The organism is Paenibacillus ottowii, from assembly GCF_006874425.1.
GTDB lineage: Bacteria > Bacillota > Bacilli > Paenibacillales > Paenibacillaceae > Paenibacillus > Paenibacillus ottowii.
Genome location: NZ_VIJZ01000012.1, coordinates 24,288 through 40,778, shown reverse-complemented (window position 1 = coordinate 40,778; position 16,491 = coordinate 24,288). Strand labels below are relative to the sequence as shown.

Below are 16,491 nucleotides of genomic sequence, written 5' to 3'. Positions count from 1 at the left end.
ATAAAAATTTCACATAATGGAATTATTTTATTAACAACTTATTTTAAGGAGAGGATATTATGGCTAAATCACCGCTTGGTATTATTTTTGCTGCTACAGCGTTAGTATTTGCTGTGTCCCCTGAAGCCCGGAAAGCTGCACGCCAACTTGCTGTTAAAGGAGCAGGAATTGTGCTTGAGCTCGCGGACCAAGTCAAAGACCGTACTAGAGAGCTACCATCCGCAGAAGCGACAATTAAGGAGGAAAACGATTCAGAACATCATTTACTGCCGTAACAATTGGAAAATGTTCAATAATTTAAAAAACACAGAGTGGGGAATTATTAATCTGCAGTAACAAAACATCAAACAAAGGAGGGACCAGCATGCTTCAGGGCAATTCATTATGGGGTGGTCTTATCTCAGGAGGTATAAGCCAAGTGCAGGATACCATTAGCTTGACGAAAGGACAAATGGACAATAAAGAATTTATGGTGCATACGTCGGGGAATTTAACCGGAGCACTCGGCGTTATGGCTGGTATTGAGTATGGGGCTATCCTTGGAACTTCGCTGCTGCCAGGAGTAGGGACAGTTCTGGGGTCCATTGTGGGTGGGTTGTTAGGGAACAATGTGGGTCATAGAGTCGGAATGCAAGCAGGCAGTGCGCTTGTTAATAGCCGTATGGTCAGTAACCTGACACAATCCGCAGCGAAAAATACAGAATCAGCACCAGCCCAGGTTGTCGATGTAATGCAGCCGGCCACATCTGCGAATAAGTAAATTTTCTCCAATACTCGCTAACTTGGTTTAGCGAGTTTTCCCCATTTTAGCAACAAGAGGAGGCGGCTAATAATCATGCACAAAAACGATGAGAATATTCCCGACACGATCACGATTCGTCTTGGTGCCACATGGCAATTGTTTCAAAAACTACGGTATTTATTATTTAGAAAAAAAGCATAAGCAGGAGGCGTGCTTCTTGAATTATATTAACCGTGAAATAAGCTGGCTTCAATTTAACAGACGTGTTCTTGAGGAAGCACAGGACGAAAGCACCCCGCTGCTGGAGCGAACAAAGTTCTTATCGATTGTCTCCACCAATCTGGACGAGTTTGTCAGTGTTAGGGTCGCAGGACTTATGGATAAAATTAGAGCGGGTAATACAGAGATCGATTTCACTGGTTTTACCCCGCAACAGTTACAAAATAAAGTAATCATCATGATTGAGCAATTAGTAGCCGATCAGTATGTCACCTATGCACGTATTATACAGTTGTTAAATGAAGATGGACTTGTTTTTACTGCTTATGGCGAGCTAACTCCTGAACAGAGGAGAGAAATGGAAGCCTATTATCTTGAAAAAGTATTTCCCGTGCTCACTCCTCTAGCTATCGATAAAAGCCGCCCCTTTCCTCTGATTCGTTCGAAAAGCGTTTATTTGGCCGTTGCCCTGAAGCCGCATTCCGATGCAGCAGGCAAGGAAGCTTATATTGCTCTGGTTGAAATTCCGTCCAATTTGCCTAGGTATATTGAGGTTCCGTCTCGATTGGATCAAGAGCGTCGACAGTTTATTTTGCTTGAGGATTTGATTAAGCAGCATATTCACACTTTGTTTACAACGTATACACCTCTTACTTTCCATACGTTCCGTTTAACTCGCAATGCTGACCTTGATTTAAACGAGGAAGAAGCCGAGGATATTCTTGATGAAGTGGAAAAAGTATTGCGCGCAAGGAAATGGGGTACTCCGGTCCGTTTGGAAATAGAAAATGGATTTGATCCATTTGCGCTGGAATTACTGGAAAAAGAACTGGAACTCGAAAGCCATTTCTTAATTACGCATGAAGGCCCCATTGACTTAAGCTACTTCATGTCATTCGCTAGTTCGATCGAGGGTTATGAGCATCTCAAGTATTCGAAATTTGATCCTCTTTATCCGTGGGAATTCATAAAGACGGACGATTTTTTTTCAATGCTGCGAAAAAAAGATGTTCTCTTATTTCATCCGTATGAATCGTTTGGCGCTGTTAACGATTTTGTCGAGCAAGCTGCTGCCGATCCATCTGTTATGGCTATAAAAATGACCCTATATCGCGTAAACGGTAATTCAAGAATTATCCGATCTTTGAATCGAGCGGCCGAAGCAGGAAAGCAGGTTACCGTAGTCGTCGAATTGAAAGCACGGTTTGATGAAGCCAAAAATATTGAATGGGCAAAGGAACTGGAGAAATCAGGGTGCCATGTCGTTTACGGTCTGTCCGGGCTGAAAATTCATGCCAAAATGATATTGGTCGTACGTAAAGAAGCAGATTCTCTTAGACGTTACATTCATGTGGCGACCGGAAATTATAATGAAGTATCAGCGCAAGTATTTACAGATATCGGACTTTTTTCTTCCCATCCGGAGATCGGCGAAGATGTCTCCAATTTATTTAACAAAATCACTGGATTTTCCGCCCCAAATCAGTGGCATTACCTCAGCGTAGCTCCGGTGCATCTGAAGCAGCGGTTATTGGGCTATATTCAATGCGAAGTGGAAAATGCCCTAAGGGGTAAACCTGCAAGGATTATAGCCAAAATGAACTCGCTATCAAACAAACAGTTGGTCGACGAGCTATACGCTGCATCCCAGGCAGGCGTCCGAATTGATCTGATCGTTCGCGGCATCTGCTGTTTGCGTCCAGGAATTCCTGGACTGAGCGACAATATTACCGTTCGCAGCATTGTCGGCCGATTTTTGGAACATTCCCGAATTTTTTATTTTGAAAATGCGGGGATACCCCAAGTGTGGCTCTCCAGTGCAGACTGGATGACCAGAAATATGGACAAGCGGATTGAATTGATGTGTCCGTTACTGAATGAAGAACACCGATCTTTCGTTATTCAATATTTATTGCTGCTGCTAAGTGATAATATTAAAGCCCGGCAGTTGCTTTCCGATGGACAATATATCATGGCGCATAATGAGCAGCCCCCCTGCCATAGCCAGTCAGAGGTCAAAAATCTTATAGTAAGGAAAAACAACTCCTTTCCTGTACAAAGCGACGGCATCATCCCGTTGACAGCCTTAGCAAACACAAACGGGTCAGACCTGATTCAATGACTATTACCATCTCCTGTATGATATCGCTTAATAAGATTGTCCAATTGATCCAATAGATGTGGCGCTATGTCCAAAATCCTATCGTATACCGTAAGGGAGTTATTCAGGTAGATCGTTTGAACGCCCATTTTTCCAACAATGATAATGGCGAGAGGGGTTACGGACGCACCTCCACCCATACCTCCTCCAAACGACGGCATCACCTTTACGGTTTCCTGATTGTGATTATCCAGATCTCTTCCTCCTGCCGCAAAGCCATAGCTTACTTTACAGACCGGTATGACCATAGTGCCATCGGACACGACAACTGGCTCTCCAATGGTCGTATTGACATTCACCATATCCTTTAGATTATCCTTCACCGTTTGAAAAAAAGATTGTAATGGATGCTCTGACACTCCATTCACCTCTCTACAATGTTTCTCTTCTATCATTGTAGTCAGGATTGGAAAAGAATAAACCGCATTGACGCTCTATACCATAGAAAGCCATGCACGATCCTGTCTCCATTCTACTTGCACCGGTGTTTCAAAAAAGCCACTCAGTGTTTCACTGCTCAGAATGTCTGCTGTTTTACCTTTAGCAAAAACTGTCCCACGGCGAATCAAAATGGTATGCGTGTACATCGGTAAAATTTCTTCAATATGATGTGTAACATACAATAAATTGGGCGAATCCGGCGACTCGGAAAGCTGTTGAATACTGGTTAGTAAGGATTCCCGGGAAAAAAAGTCCAGACCATTACATGCCTCATCCAAAATCAACAGCTTGGGCGAGGCCATTAACGCGCGGGCAATGAGCACTTTTTGCTTTTCTCCCTGTGAGCATCCCTTATACAACCGATCCACAAGATGAGCACAGCCTAGTTGGGTCATAAGCTGAATGGCCTGTTCATAATCTGTATCCGTCGTCTGATCGTAAAGTCCAATGGATGCAAATTTGCCGCTAATGACAACATCCTGCGTACGCTGGCTCCCATTAATTCTTTCCTGTAAAGAGGAACTGACCCAACCGATAGATTTGCGCAGCTCCCTCAGATCAACATCCCCAAAGGGATGACCTAATACGCTGACACTACCTGTGGTTGGCCATATGTAACCATTAATCATATTGAGCATTGTTGTTTTGCCTGATCCATTCAAGCCAAGCACAGCCCAGTGCTCTCTCTCAGCTACCTGCCAATTGATTTGATCCAGGATGGTGCGGTTATCTCTCTTCCAGCTTACATTGTTAAGTTCAATAACAGAAATCATGGCTGTACATCCCCTCTATTCATCGTATCATCAGATGTTTATAAACATAATAAACCATCATTTTTTCACACGTTAATCTTCACTTTCGTATAAGAATAGCACAGGGTTGCAGGTTGTTCAATTTTAAATTCACTAAATTGCTTTATTGCTTTCTTCAAAAGTATAGAATCAAATTCAATAGCCCGCATATGCCACCTAGGAATAAGGTAATATATGCGGGCTTACTAGATACTTTATGATTTAAGGTTTAAAATTTAAGATTTTGGAGCAATGAAGACCGATTTATGAGGCAGTTTATCCGCTATTTCTCTAGGAAGGTTCAGATTCGTTGCCAATACATCCACAGGGTTGCCAGCCATCCACTCACTCAAATCAATGGCCTCGTAATGACCACTGTTAAAACCAATCAAAATACGGCATACGTCCGGTCCGGTATTTTGAATATAATGTCCTGCTCCCATAGGTACATACCCTACGTCTCCGGCTTCAAACTGCTCTGTCACTGCATTTCCTTCGGCCAGGAACACAGTCATTTCTGCTTTACCGTCTAAATAATATTGCCATTCATCCGCATTGGGATGCCAGTGCATTTCTCGCAATCCACCGGGTTCCAGTTCAATCACAGATCCTGCCATCGTCGAAGAAATAGGAAAATCTTCTACTGTAACGGTCCGCTGAGTTCCTCCACCCGGTGCCAATCTGGGCTGTTTGGCCATTAAAGGATAGCGGTGTTTAGTAATCAGATCGGAAGAAGTGCGGGGATATGCATCATGAGATCTCGTAGAAGGAACAGGTCCTTTGGCAAAATAGGCTTCCTTCTTTGGCAAAAGAGCCAGCTCGTCGGCTGCGAGTCCGAGATTCTGCATGACAACATCCGTGGGAGTCTGAGCGATAAAATCAGTAATGCTGAACGTATGGTCCTCCGAAAAATCACCATTATCGAAAATCAGGATAAAATGACATTCTCCAGGTCCAAGACCTTGAATGGAGTGACCATAACCACGCGGAAAATACCATACATCACCGGGGTTAAAAATATCGACATAGGAATTACCGTCTGGATGGATAACAGTTGTCCGACAGGAGCCGCTAATCACATAGGCCCATTCAGCTGCATTGGCATGCCAGTGAAGTTCGCGCATTCCACCAGGCTCTAGACGCATAGAAACCCCTGCTATTCCTTCTGATACAGGAAAATCGTGGACTGAAGCCCCTCGCGTGATACCTCCTGGTCCGGTTCTGGGTTCCTTTTTCTCCAAAGCATACTTAAATGATTTCATCGCGATTCCTCCTTAAAATCATTCCATATGTCTATGTTTTCTCATCTACCATCATCTATTATATACCTTTAATGTCAAACAAATCAAATTCATTCTTTATCGATAGGAGATTCAATTTGATCCTTATATTCATCAAAATATACATTCCCATCAGTACTGATTACGGCATAATTGATTTCTTTAAGAGAGAGTCCCTTCTTTTTTATCTGTGATTGTAGCCATTCTGTTGTGAGGTTATTCTGTTGTAAATTCGCTTCAATGATATCCCCGTCCATGATCAGTTCAATGGGAAAAGCCTGCTCAGACTGACTTTTCAAATGCAAATCCTTTTTGATTACAGGCATACAATCCGGCTTTGGTAAGACAGAAATACTTCCATTCAGCTCAAGTACGGCATACTGAACATCTTGAATATTAAAAAAATTTTTCCCCCTCAGTTCCTGGTTCAATGTATCTAGCGTAACCTTAAGCTTTCTCATATTGCCCTCCATAATTTTCCCTTCCTGAATTAACACGGTTGGTTTTCCCGAGAACCAACTTCGCAGCTTCTGGTTTTTCATAGCTAAAACCATCAGCAAGTAGGCAATTCCAGTAAAAGTAAGCATGGAGGTTAGTAAAATTCTTATACTTATGGTGTTATTAAAGGCAAGATTCGCAGTAATGGACCCTAATGTAATGACAGCCACAAAATCATGGTAGGTCATTTGTGCAATTGTCGGTTTCCCCAAAAGACGTGCTAGAAACATCATTAGTACAAATGCGGATATTGACCTTAACATCGTTTCCCATAATTCCATATACCAAGCCCTCATTTCTAATTATTTTCAACTAGTTTTTCCAATTTCATTTTTTTGATTACAAACATATCGATAGGTCAATAACAGCGACATAAAACAGGAAAACCGAGTATGTAAAAAAGGATGAATTTTGAAGATATTCATCCTTTTATTTCACTAGTTCAGCTTCAATCTTAAACGCGATTCCTCGCTCATGAACTTTTCACTTTTTTTTGAGTTTTTAATGTTATTTTCATTTTTATTTTATTTTCAATCTTATTTTTATTTTCATCTTTATCTTTATTTTTAACGCTATTCTTCTTTTCCTTGCTTGGGACTGCAACTTTCCTTTTCTCATTCGCCAGTCGCCAATAGCTTATTACTTTTCGGTACATTGACTTATCTGTCAGTTGGTTGAAAATATATGGATCAGGCTTCGTGTTCACCTCAATAATCCATGGGGTAAAGCTACGATCCAGTCCAATGTCCACACCAATTTGCCGGAAATTCGGATATGTTTTTTGTAGTTGCGTAGCAATGGTAATCCCCAGTTCATTGAGCTTTTTGATCAGCTCAGCCTGCTTACTTTGCGGCAAATGTGATTTCAGTAGCTGCTCTATGGCCATCGGCTTACCACCACTATGATAGTTGGTCACGATTTTACGAGGATGACCCAGCCGTCCAATAATCCCGGTAGCTTCCCATGGCCCTTTTGCATTACGCTGCACCATGACCCGGATATCAAAATAACGATTTTGATGGCGCAATAAATGGATTCCCTTTTGAATAAGATAACTTTTTTTTCCAGTGTGTTTCGATAGGCTGGTAATTAGTGCATCCAATTGTTTGAATTCCAGACGCTTTTCCTCATACTGGTAAGCAAAACGTTGGCCTGCCTCCTTTTCAACTTTCATCACACCTTTACCAAAGGTACCTAGATCAGGCTTTACATAGACCATGCCATACTTCTCCAACATTGATTTCACATTTGCTTTGCTGTATTTACGGGTTTCAGGTATAAAACGCTTGATGCCTCCGTGCTGGAGCAACAATTTGGTTTTATTCCATTTGCTGCGTATCGCCTGCGCTTGTGAAGAATTCACTTGCCCCTCTCCTCTCTACTTTCAGGGTAGAACGCACCTGTTAAAAGCTCAATCTATCGTATGCGCCAACTCCCCATTCGTAGCTCCATTCGCCCTCTCCTACATAAGAATTAGACGACTGCCCTTGCCCGGTCGAAAGTGCCTGTCCATGCATACAATAAGGTGAGGCACCAGTAGCGTATATTTGCACGTACAGGGAGTGAATAACATGTCTGCGCAATCCGTTGGGCCACAGAAGAGTTCCCTCACAATCGATGTGCTAATCCCCGCAATTGAAAAAGATTTGGCTACACTTCCACTAGTTATTGACAGTCTGCGTCGTCACGTGCAGCACCGAATTGCAACCATTTATATCATTTCACCGCAAAGCACTAAACTTCGCCGTCTATGTGCCAACAAGAAGTGTACATTTGTAGATGAAAAAACAGTGCTGCCCATCACTAAAAAGCATATTCGTTATGGAACAACACGTTGGGACCGCTCAGGCTGGCTGTATCAGCAATTGCTCAAAATGAATGGCGACAAAATCAGTAAATCGTCTTTTTTTCTCGTTATAGACGCGGACACCATTTTGATTCGTCCACATACGTTCCGTAAAGATGGAAAAACAATTTTTTACTACCGCAATTGGAGTCAACCTGAGTATTTCCGCACTTATCGTAAGCTGATGGGCGCTAAAGCTCCCTCACCAAAGTCCTTTGTCACTCACTATATGCTTTTTGAAAAAACACGGCTCGCCCAGCTCAAACAAGTTATAGAGGCTAAGCACGGGAAACCTTGGTACAACGCCATTATCCAAAGTATTGACCGGACAAAACAGTTTGGATTTTCCGAATATGAGACGTATGCCAACTATCTATACAGCAATGAGCCCTCTCGGATGATTTTGCGCAAATCATTGAATAAAGCGCTTCATAGTCGTGCTTCTTCGCTATCGCAAAAACAATTGGATGTCTTCGCCCAAAGCCACCGCTCCTTATCTTTTCATCAACGCAAAGTGTACCAGCTAGCTGCAAAAACAAAGATTTAATCTTCATTGAAATAGTTCTCAAAAATAGAAAATCTCGCAATTGCTGATGCCATCCAAATGGATCTGCATTGAAGGAGGAAACGTCAGTGCGCATCGTATTATTATGCGGTGGGGCCGGAAAACGGCTGTGGCCATTATCCAACGAGATTCGGTCAAAGCTGTTTCTCCGGTTGTTGCCCGCTCCTGACGGGCAGCAGGAATCTATGCTCGGTCGGGTGTATCGTCAGCTTACCTTAGCCGGGCTGGATTCCTCTGCCCTGCTTCTGGCTCATCGAAGCCAGGTAAATCTAGCCTCTCGCCATACAGAAGGTCGTCTGCCTGTTCTTGGCGAGCCTGCCAAACGAGGAACCTTCACCGCTGCTGCACTCGCTGCTGCTTATTTTCACACGAGAGGCATGGGGTTGGATGAAGTTCTCTGCATTGCTCCAGCAGATATGTTTGCAGGCGACGACTTCTTCGACAGGATAAGAGCGCTCTCTAGTCTATTGCTGGAGAGCGGAGCCGATCTGGCTATGCTTGGGACAAGACCTACCCATGCCTCTGACCAATATGGCTATGTCGTTCCAGGTCAGCAAATAAGGAAAGAAGGGAGATCGGCTTATGCACATGTTGCACGCTTCACAGAAAAGCCGGATCTCTCTGGCGCGCAGCAGCTTATTAACCAAGGCGCGCTCTGGAATTGCGGAATTTACGCTTTTACGTTACGGTATATGCTGTCTTGTATGGAACAAAGCCAATTGCCGCTGAACGATAAAGAACTGTGCGCAATGTATGATAGCCTTCCGGTTCGTAGTTTCGATGAGGAGGTTGCGGAGCGTACTGAACGGGCCGTTGTCCTGCCTTACGAGGGCGAATGGCACGATATCGGCAACTGGCAGACCTTAACAGAGCAGTTAGGAAGCCAAGTAATCGGACGAGGTCAAATCAGTGGCGAGACTCATGGCACACACATCGTCAATGAATTGCCCTATCCGCTTCATGTCATTGGCGTAGAGGGAATTATTGCTGCTGCAAGCCCTGACGGCATTCTCATTGCATCCAAAAACCATGCCCATGCGATCAAGGAGCAGCTAGGCAAACTCCAACTTCACCCCATGCATGGCGAAACCTCTTGGGGAAGTTACCGGGTGCTGGACGAATTTGATCACCGAAGTCCGCATGACATATTAGCTCTACGACTGACAGTGTTACCGGATCATCGCTTGAATGGACGTATTCACGGCAGCGGACTTAAAGTATGGATGATCGTATCTGGTCGGGGAGAGGTTATGTTGAATGGAGAACGCTTTGCTGCCGCTAGCGGCTCTGTGTTCAGCATTCCAGTCGATACGCATCACACGCTCTGTGCTGATCTGGATTCAAAACTTGAACTGATCGAGGTACGCTTGGGTAACAGTTTGGTGAGCGCCTTCTATAGATCCGAGTCCTGACAACACAGAGCTACACCTTCTTTCCACAAAAATCGCACATAAAAAAAATCGCTTTTGAGAAAGGTGAGTACAATCCTTTGCTCATAAAGCGATTTTTTTTGTAATATTACACCTCATAAGGAAACCGTTCTAACCTTGCCAGATAAATAAACCTTGTTGGCCTCAACTATCCCGGCCTCTCTTAAAAAGTGCTGTACGATCTTCATCTGATAGTGTATACGTACTTTCTGGGGCAGGCTCCACCCTGTTTCCACAGTAACTGCACGTACCCCTAAAATACGGGATGCAGCGGTGCGGGAGGAACCTGGGAGCTCATGCAACCGTAAATTAAAATGTTGGTTTTTTACCTTGATCGAGCGATTCATTCGCTTCATAATCCGGCGCATCGTAGGAATTATCGGATTGCCCTTATTGGAGATAAGCGTTTGACCAAGTACCTTGGCATCTTTTTGTGATAATCCATTCGCCTCATGCAAGTCGAGATACCATTCGGGGTGATGCTTTTGTGTTAATTTGAATAGAGCAGCGGAAAGCGGTTGTGTTGCCGCCTGCTTTTTCTGGCGCGGAAAGGTCCGATTAAGATCAGGTTTTCCTCTGATCCGCTTGCGGTAAGCCACTTGGTTCACTATCGGCACAATAATAAGCTTGCCATGGCTGAATTTCAGTTTTTGCTCATTCAAAAGCTTTACCAGCTTCTCCGCAGCGCGTATACTTGCTATTTCATTACCATGTATGCTGCAACCACCATCGCACACGGACCTTTCTGTCCCGCTGTGGCTACATAATAAGGAGTCGCCCAAGAGGAGCCTTTTCCAAGCATATATCGTATGACCTGCATTCCCCTCACCTCCGTACAGACTTTCGTTGCCCCCTCTTCTGCTCTCGCCGGCGGATGATCTCACGGTATAGTCTCAAGTAGTTGCTGGTCATCTGTTTGTTGGTAAATCTTTGGTTAACATATAATCGAAGCTGCGCAGGTGACGGATAATTTTTTCGGTGTGCCTTTCGTGCCATTTCGCCGACTGATTTGCAAATCAACTGTGGAAAGCCTGACAGTACCTCAGAAACGGAGCCATTTTTTAATGCCAGTACCGGTGTTCCACAAGCCATAGCCTCTACCATTACGAGTCCGAACGGCTCTTCCCACAGTGATGGAAACAGCAGGCACTCTGCATGTTTCAGCAGCTTCTGTTTCCGATCCCCCCCTACTGACCCCACATAGCGTATATTCGGATTACGCTGAATTCGTGTCTGAATCTCTCGGCGAAAAAATACAGGGGCTTTGATAGGACCCGCAATAAGCAGTTTTTTTCCTGTTCGCTCTGCAACCTGAATGGCCTGCAATACACCTTTATCTGGTATGATTCTGCCCATGAACAGCAAATAGCCGCGCTTCTCACTGCTGAACTCATATTCATGCGTATTGATGCCGTTATAGATATAAAATCCCTTGCCTCCGCCCATTAGTTGACGTGCTCGTTTACTAACATATACTGGGTTTTTACCGTGTCTTTTTACTGGGAGATGAACGGTGCATACTGATGGGCACGGCAACTTCCTGCGCCCCATTGCAGAGCGGAACGTATGGTCATGAATGATATCAGTGCCTGACGGCATATGCTGAAGTACATATTGGGGGATCTGACTATGTGTCAAACCCTTGGGATAAGTAATCAATTGCGCGCTGCTCCTGCTCCCACGAGCGGCAAAAAGAGATACATGATGCCCTCTTCTCACTAATTCCTCTGTTAATTCATGCACGATCTTTTCCGTCCCGCCCTTGATGGAAGGTACAGGCTGTGCATTGGGATAGTTGGATATGACTTGCACTATAGTTAGAGGCCGGTTATCGAGTGCTCTGCTCGGCTTTGAAGCCATACGAATTCCCCTTCCTGACCGAAAATACGGTGATCTTTACGATGTCAACGGGAATCTAGCATATTCCCGTACAAGTTATACGTTGTAGTATATAGGTATGTATGTTTTGTATGATTGCTTGTGCCAATCGTCTGCAAGTCGGTTTTTGTCATACGGACCTAGCTATAAAAACAAACTTATATAGCTTGTCAAGACAAAGTTAAGTAGAAAATTCTCATCGTTTTCTAATAAAGCAGGGCAAAACGTTGGGGTAACAGGTTTGTAACCATGTGTGGTAAATTCCGGATTTTTTATTTGTGTTATTGTCATCTCAGGACATCAACACAATACGAATAACGGAGGAAATTATATATGAAAACTACTTCTAAAAAATTGTGGATGGGTATTTGCTTTACGATGACTTTGGCACTGAGCGCTGGGAGCTTCGTCGTTGGACCAGAAACTATTCATGCTGCTTCGGCAAGTAAAGGTGATCAGATTATTTCAACAGGCTCCCAGTTTATGGGCGTACGTTATGAACATGGAGCTCCAGCAGGCAGTACAAGCTCTTTTGATTGCTCTTCGTTCACTCAGTATGTTTTTGCACAAAATGGAATTCATCTTCCACGTTCGTCCAAACAGCAGTCAACTGTAGGCACTTATGTACCGCGTAGTCAGCTTAGAAAAGGCGATTTGGTCTTTTTCTATGCTCCAATTCATCATGTAGCCATTTACATGGGAGACGGGAAAATTTTGCACACGTTTGGTCAAGGCGGCGTTACGGTTACAGATCTGAATTCAAGATGGTGGAGTTCCCACTACACAGAAGCACGTCGTGTCCTTTAGGAACATTTCAAACTACAATCTGCTGAAAGCTTAACTTACGAATAACAATAAAAGGCTGTTCCCCTGAGTAGATATATCTACTGGTGGGGCAGCCTTTCCTGTTGTTTCTGAGGCAGCGTGACGATGACCTCCGTTCCTTCACCTTCTACGCTCTCCATTCGGATCGTACCCTGATGAGCATCTGTTATTGCCTTGGCAATCGGCAATCCCAGCCCAGTTCCTCCGGTTTTACGATGTCTGGAGCTGTCTACCCTATAAAATCGTTCAAAAACTCGCTTGATTTCGCCCTCAGGTATACCAATTCCGTAATCTTTAACTCGGAGGAGAACATCTTTTTCATTTGAAGATATCCAGATTTCGATTTTCTCTGAGCTATACTTTAACGCGTTATCCAGCAGGATGACTAGTAACTGCTTCATTTTTGCAAGATTGGCATCCAGCCAAATCTCCTTCTCTTCTGTAAAAATAGAAATTTGGCGGTCATGAACAGGCTTGAGATGTGCTACTACCTGTTGACAACAACCGATCAGTTCTACCCGTTCATACGGTTCGGAATCTTTGTGCTGTGAGGAGGCCAATGTCAGCAATTGCTGCGTCATCGTACGCATTCGCTGAGTTTCTTCATAGATTGATTCAATCGATTCCTTACGGATCTCCTCGTCATGCGTCCCCCACCGCCGCAGCATGTTGGCATAGCCCTCAATAATCATCAATGTCGTATTCAGTTCATGTGAGGCATCGGAAACAAACTGCTGCTGACTCTGGAAACTTTCCTCCAACCTTTCCATCATTCGGTTAAAAGTAGTGGTCATCTGAGACAACTCATCTTGATTGTGACCGCCGACAGGAATTTTTTTGAACTTCAAACTTCTCTCGATTTCCTGCATCGTCTGAATACTACTGGAAATTGGCAGCAATATCGCATTCGCCAAAATCGTGCTACCTACCAGACTGAGCAACATAGCTCCAACAGTCGAGGTGATCAGAATTGTATTTAAAATATCGAGATTGGTTTCCAGCGCATCCCACTTTTCTACGATCTCCAGTGTCCCTTTTTGATTACCTTCCGGAGAAAGCACTGGAAGATGGATGATCAGAATTTTATGATTCTGCACTTCCGTCAGTTGAGAGCTCTGAGAAAGGTTAAAACGTATATCGTTCAGTTTGAAACGGGATTGGCGGCTTACTTCATACAGAAGATGAGATTGCTTATCAAATACCCTCAGAATCGTATCACTGGAAAGTTCATCTTTCAGTTGGGGGCCCCATGCATTTTTCAAAATCATCGTGGGTCCTGTTTCGGTAATAATTTCAGTCCACTTCGTTTGCAGCACTTCTCTTTCATTGCGAGTAGCAATTTTGACAAATAATAGATGGACTGTGACGTCAACAAATAGAAGAATCGTCATCACTAAAATGGAGCTCAGCAGGGTAATTTTGGTCCGCAGCTTCAATGCTCTTCCTCCCGGATACAGTACCCAACGCCACGCACGGTTTTAATCAATTTCTTTTTGTACCCATGATCAATTTTTTTACGAACATACCGGATATAAACATCTACTACATTCGTATCACCGACAAAATCAAACCCCCATACGTCCTGAATCAATTGATCCCGATGCAATACTTGATTTTTATGCTCCATCAGATATTGAAGCAGATCAAATTCTTTGGGCGTAAGTTCGATGTGTTTTCCTTCCCTCACCACAAAGCGGGTCTTGCGTTCCAACACCAAGCTATCGACTTGAAGTATGGACTGCTGCTTGTCTTCTTTGGGTAAAGCGGTAGCTACTGGCTCCAATTGGTGTCTCATACTGGCTCGCATCCGTGCTAATAACTCCTCAATTTCAAAAGGCTTGGTAATGTAATCGTTGGCGCCTCCATCTAGACCTGATACTTTATCAGGAGTTGTGTTACGTGCAGTGACCATGATTACTGGGGTATGATTATCCACCGTTCGAATCTGCTTCAGCACCTCAACTCCGTTCATCTCCGGCAGCATCACATCCAGGATAATAATATCCCATCTATGGGCTAATGCTTTTTCCAGTCCTTCTTTTCCCGTCTGTGCAATTTCAACCGCATATCCTTCGTGAGACAACTCCAACTGAAGCAATCTGGATATCTTCTCTTCATCATCAATGACCAGCACCGACTTTTTCATCACAAAACCACCTATTTTCTATAGAAAAAACTAATAAACAACGCACATGCCATTCATTTTTTATTTGATTTTAAGCTTTTATCCGTATCGTCGCTCTATAATATAACTTTGTAATTCAATTTTTTGAGGTTAAGGAGTAATTTATTCATGTTAATTAATGTAGACTTTGCCTTGTTTCACTGGATCAATGAATTGGCTAATCACCTCGCCTTTTTGAATGGGACTATGCGTTTCTTGGCGCAATATGCACCGTATCTATTCGGAGTAGCTTTACTGGTGTACTGGTTCACCTTTAAAACACCACATCGGATGATGGTTTTAGAAGCCGTTATCACGGTTTGTATCGGTTTTATAATTAGTTGGGGACTTGGACACTTGTTTTACAGAGATCGGCCTTTTGTCGGGCACACGGTCATTCAGCTTATTCATCATGATCCCAATGCTTCGTTTCCGAGCAACCATGCACTTGGAGCTTTTGCTCTCGCAGCAATTCTATGGCTTCATCATCAAAAATATCGTGTCCTCTGGATGGTCTTGGCTGTGCTTATTGCAATATCCCGTGTATGGACCGGGGTTCACTATCCTTCAGATATTTTGGCAGGAGCGCTCATTGGGGCAGGCTGCGCAGTTGGTGTTCATAAATTCATTCGCAGTCGGAAGCTTCCAGGCATCTTCATGCAAGCGGCTATTATTTTTTATGAACAATGGGAGCAGAAGCTGGGGCTTAAGCCTGTGGCACAGACGAAAACTAAGATGGACAAACCCACTTCCTCTGTCCAAATAAAAAGCAGACGCTAATGCATCTGCTTTTTTAACTTCACATCTATGCCGCTCATTAGGCTGTCGATTTGGTACGAATTGATAATTTTCGTTCTTCATAACGCTGATAGAACCAAATGCAGGCCGCCATCCAGCAACCACTCATGAAATAGCCCCCCACAACATCACTCGGATAATGCACGTCCAAATAGATACGGCTTATCCCGATCGCCAAAATGAGCAGACTACTAAGCACAACAAGAAGGATACGACCTCTCCTGGAAGGGACATGCTTCCACAATAAAAACGTCAGCGCCGCATACATACTAAAAGCTGTCATGGAATGTCCGCTTGGAAAGCTATATCCATTAGCTTCAATAATGCGGTGGATTTCAGGTCTCGCACGTCGAAATAGCATTTTTAGTACCGTATTCAGCAGCACCGATCCCAGCACCGCAACCGCTAAAAAAAGCAATTCTCGGCGGTGTCCCAATACGCTATAAAGGACGAACATGGCAATTAAAATGATAATCACCACTGGAATCCCGCTGCCGATTATGGTGAAACATTTCATAAGAAGTGTCATAGCAGGCGACTCCAACTGTTCAATAGCTGTAATAATCCTGTAGTCAAAATGCCGTACTTGCTGGTCGCTGACCCATAATGCGATTAAGCCAAAACCGAGGGCACATATTATACATGTAAGCAGCGCCAGGGAAATCGGCAATTTCGTAGGTAATTGCTTCATTGTTTAGAGGTCCTCCATCATCTTCATCCCATAATCAAACAAAATGCAGCATTCATATCGTCCATGTATTTACTTTACCCACTTTTCTAGTATCATTTCAGAAAAGATTAGCCTTTAGATTAAAGCATGGTGCCTCTGATGCAAAAATAGCATAAAAAAAGA

16 protein-coding genes and 1 pseudogene are annotated in these 16,491 nt (G+C 43.7%); 7 read left to right on the top strand and 10 right to left on the bottom strand.

Annotated features, from left to right (window positions below; genetic code table 11):
• Window positions 1-59: 59 nt before the first annotated feature.
• The 3 genes from FKV70_RS22465 (at window position 60) to ppk1 (ending at window position 3,083) form a co-directional block, all read left to right on the top strand.
• Window positions 60-275 (top strand): hypothetical protein, encoded by a 216-nt coding sequence (locus tag FKV70_RS22465; protein WP_063210707.1) that lies wholly within the window; start codon window positions 60-62, stop codon window positions 273-275.
• Between the two features lie 89 nt (window positions 276-364).
• Window positions 365-760, top strand: a complete 396-nt coding sequence (locus tag FKV70_RS22460) for a hypothetical protein (RefSeq protein ID WP_142614595.1) — start codon at window positions 365-367, stop codon at window positions 758-760.
• 199 nt (window positions 761-959) lie between these two features.
• Complete coding sequence (ppk1, locus tag FKV70_RS22455) at window positions 960-3,083, top strand: polyphosphate kinase 1 (protein ID WP_142614594.1); 2,124 nt, start codon at window positions 960-962, stop codon at window positions 3,081-3,083.
• Here ppk1 and ytfJ read toward each other — a convergent pair.
• The 5 genes from ytfJ to FKV70_RS22430 all read right to left on the bottom strand — a co-directional run bounded on the left by ytfJ (window position 3,077) and on the right by FKV70_RS22430 (window position 7,495).
• On the bottom strand, window positions 3,077-3,481 hold the full coding sequence (gene ytfJ / locus FKV70_RS22450) for a GerW family sporulation protein (protein ID WP_142614593.1): 405 nt from the start codon (window positions 3,479-3,481) through the stop codon (window positions 3,077-3,079). The two genes, ppk1 and ytfJ, sit on opposite strands and share 7 nt — an antisense overlap.
• Window positions 3,482-3,556: 75 nt before the next feature.
• On the bottom strand, window positions 3,557-4,336 hold the full coding sequence (locus FKV70_RS22445; RefSeq protein WP_142614592.1) for an ABC transporter ATP-binding protein: 780 nt from the start codon (window positions 4,334-4,336) through the stop codon (window positions 3,557-3,559).
• Between the two features lie 254 nt (window positions 4,337-4,590).
• Entirely contained in the window at window positions 4,591-5,616 is a 1,026-nt protein-coding gene (locus tag FKV70_RS22440) for a cupin domain-containing protein (RefSeq protein ID WP_142614591.1), read from the bottom strand.
• Window positions 5,617-5,705: 89 nt separating this feature from the next.
• Window positions 5,706-6,413: a YetF domain-containing protein gene (locus FKV70_RS22435; RefSeq protein ID WP_063210697.1), complete on the bottom strand. Its 708-nt coding sequence runs from the start codon at window positions 6,411-6,413 to the stop codon at window positions 5,706-5,708.
• 191 nt (window positions 6,414-6,604) lie between these two features.
• Window positions 6,605-7,495: a YheC/YheD family protein gene (locus FKV70_RS22430; RefSeq protein ID WP_064797058.1), complete on the bottom strand. Its 891-nt coding sequence runs from the start codon at window positions 7,493-7,495 to the stop codon at window positions 6,605-6,607.
• Between the two features lie 208 nt (window positions 7,496-7,703).
• Here FKV70_RS22430 and FKV70_RS22425 point away from each other — a divergent pair, with 208 nt between their 5' ends.
• Window positions 7,704-8,525 (top strand): DUF6492 family protein, encoded by an 822-nt coding sequence (locus FKV70_RS22425; RefSeq protein ID WP_142614590.1) that lies wholly within the window; start codon window positions 7,704-7,706, stop codon window positions 8,523-8,525.
• Between the two features lie 86 nt (window positions 8,526-8,611).
• Entirely contained in the window at window positions 8,612-9,955 is a 1,344-nt protein-coding gene (locus FKV70_RS22420; protein WP_142614589.1) for a sugar phosphate nucleotidyltransferase, read from the top strand.
• A 113-nt stretch (window positions 9,956-10,068) separates the two neighbouring features.
• Here FKV70_RS22420 and FKV70_RS22415 read toward each other — a convergent pair.
• A pseudogene (locus FKV70_RS22415) lies at window positions 10,069-10,793 on the bottom strand (succinylglutamate desuccinylase/aspartoacylase family protein).
• Window positions 10,794-10,798: 5 nt separating this feature from the next.
• Window positions 10,799-11,833 (bottom strand): glycosyltransferase family 4 protein, encoded by a 1,035-nt coding sequence (locus FKV70_RS22410; protein WP_063210687.1) that lies wholly within the window; start codon window positions 11,831-11,833, stop codon window positions 10,799-10,801.
• Between the two features lie 351 nt (window positions 11,834-12,184).
• On the opposite strand from FKV70_RS22410, the gene FKV70_RS22405 reads away from it, so the two are divergent.
• Complete coding sequence (locus FKV70_RS22405; protein ID WP_064797060.1) at window positions 12,185-12,658, top strand: C40 family peptidase; 474 nt, start codon at window positions 12,185-12,187, stop codon at window positions 12,656-12,658.
• 77 nt (window positions 12,659-12,735) lie between these two features.
• Here the strand turns inward: FKV70_RS22405 and FKV70_RS22400 are convergent, their stop codons facing one another.
• Complete coding sequence (locus FKV70_RS22400; protein WP_142614587.1) at window positions 12,736-14,112, bottom strand: sensor histidine kinase; 1,377 nt, start codon at window positions 14,110-14,112, stop codon at window positions 12,736-12,738.
• A complete protein-coding gene (locus tag FKV70_RS22395; protein ID WP_142614585.1) occupies window positions 14,109-14,822 on the bottom strand; it encodes a response regulator transcription factor in 714 nt (237 codons plus the stop codon). The genes FKV70_RS22400 and FKV70_RS22395 overlap by 4 nt, the downstream gene beginning before the upstream one ends.
• A 147-nt stretch (window positions 14,823-14,969) precedes the next feature.
• On the opposite strand from FKV70_RS22395, the gene FKV70_RS22390 reads away from it, so the two are divergent.
• The gene (locus FKV70_RS22390) at window positions 14,970-15,620 is read left to right on the top strand and encodes an undecaprenyl-diphosphatase (RefSeq protein ID WP_063210678.1); all 651 of its coding nucleotides are present in this window, start codon (window positions 14,970-14,972) and stop codon (window positions 15,618-15,620) included.
• Window positions 15,621-15,657: 37 nt separating this feature from the next.
• Here the strand turns inward: FKV70_RS22390 and FKV70_RS22385 are convergent, their stop codons facing one another.
• Window positions 15,658-16,329 carry a phosphatase PAP2 family protein gene (locus tag FKV70_RS22385; protein WP_142614583.1) on the bottom strand — a complete coding sequence of 224 codons (672 nt, stop codon included), beginning with the start codon at window positions 16,327-16,329 and terminating at the stop codon, window positions 15,658-15,660.
• Window positions 16,330-16,491: the final 162 nt, after the last annotated feature.